Source organism: Solemya elarraichensis gill symbiont, from assembly GCF_002021095.1.
Lineage (GTDB): Bacteria > Pseudomonadota > Gammaproteobacteria > Chromatiales > Chromatiaceae.
The window spans coordinates 1-1,643 of record NZ_MPRK01000319.1; the positions used below are offsets into that span (position 1 = coordinate 1).

The 1,643-nt window shown below is 40.2% G+C and carries 1 protein-coding gene; it reads right to left on the reverse strand.

The genetic code is table 11. The features are described 5' to 3' along the window. On the reverse strand, window positions 1-1,643 hold a 1,643-nt coding region (locus BOW51_RS10600; protein ID WP_135568272.1), incomplete at both ends, for a reverse transcriptase family protein.

Below are 1,643 nucleotides of genomic sequence, written 5' to 3' on the forward strand. Positions count from 1 at the left end.
CAATTGATGACATGTCTCGAGATCGACAACTAGTTGAAAAATCATCAACGAACAATGATCCAACTGTGTTGTCAGAAAGAGTATCCACAATACTGTTAATTTTGATGGAGAAAAGGGTGACAGATAAAACACACCCTTGGGGAACTCCCATTTCTTGCACAAAAGTATCCGACAGTGTAGAACCTATGCGTACTTGAAATGTACGATCTTGAAGAAAATTTAAAATAAACAGTGGTAATCGACCTCTAAAACCTAGTTTATGAAGATCCTTGAGAATACCATACTTCCACGTAGTGTCGTAAGCTTTCTCAAGGTCAAAGAATACAGTAACTGCATGTTCAGAATGTCTGAACGCTTTCTTAACAAAAGAATCTAGGCGAATTAAATGATCAACTGTGGAATGTCGTTTACGAAAGCCACATTGGAGGGGTGATAACAATTTTTGGGATTCAAGAACCCAAACTAAACGATTGTTTATCATTCTTTCGAATGTTTTGCACAAGCAACTCGTTAAAGAGATAGGACGATAACTGTTGGCCTGTGTAGGATCTTTGCCTGGCTTGGAGATAGGTATAACCAGTGCATGACGCCAATCTGGTGGTAGGGTGTTGTTTATCCAACTATCATTGAGTAACGATAGAAGATGTGAGACAGCAATGGGAGGAAGGTGGTTAATCATAGAATAATGGATCTCATCGGCTCCTGGGCAGGTCGCATGGCTGCTGGATATGGCTTCCTGGAGTTCAATGAGAGAAAAAGGGATATTGTAACTCTCCGAATTAGAAGAAGAGAAATCGATAGGGATGGATTCTTGGGTATTTCGATAGGAAGTGAAAGAAGGGGAAGAATTTTCAGAGGATGAATTGTGGGCAAACTGTTTGGCTAAGTGGTTAGCCATATCTGGTAGGCTTGTTACAGTATTGTTGCCATCTGCCAGATGATTTGGAATAGTGGACTGGCATTTTCCTTGCATACTCCGAACGGTTTTCCAGACAGCATGAGGGGAACTGTGAATGTTTAGTGTAGAAACGTATTTTCTCCAGGATAGTTTTCTACTAGATCGCAGCTGGCGTCTCGCCTGAGCTCTAAAAAGTCGAAACTCTTCTAAATTCGATTGGGTGGGTGATTTTTTAAACTTCCTAAGTGCTTTCTTCTTTTTTGCTATTGCAGCTTTACAAGCTGTGTCAAACCATGGTCTATGTTTACGAGCAGGCATTCCGGATGTCCGGGGAATAGTCTGCAGTGCTGCATTTAATATTTCTTCGCTGAATTCAGATATATTTGAACAAGAAGAAGTGTTGTCACATAATTTTCCAAAAGCAGCCCAGTTTGCAGCATGGAGTTTCCATCGAGTGGGTTGTGGTGCTGGCAAATATTTGCTACTCTGGAGTATAATGGGGAAGTGATCACTTCCATGTAAATCTGGAAGAACATTCCAAGTAAAATCCATGTATAGGGAAGGGTGAGCTAAAGATAAATCAATATGTGAAAATGTGCCATGGGAAGAACTAAGAAAAGTAGGCTGGGGTAAATTTAGTAAACTGTAATTGGAAGAGTCCATAAAGTTGTAAACTTGGGTATGAGTTGAACCATGTTGATGATATGAAAGTTGGAAGATGATTGGATGGTGTGCTTTAGAAGTT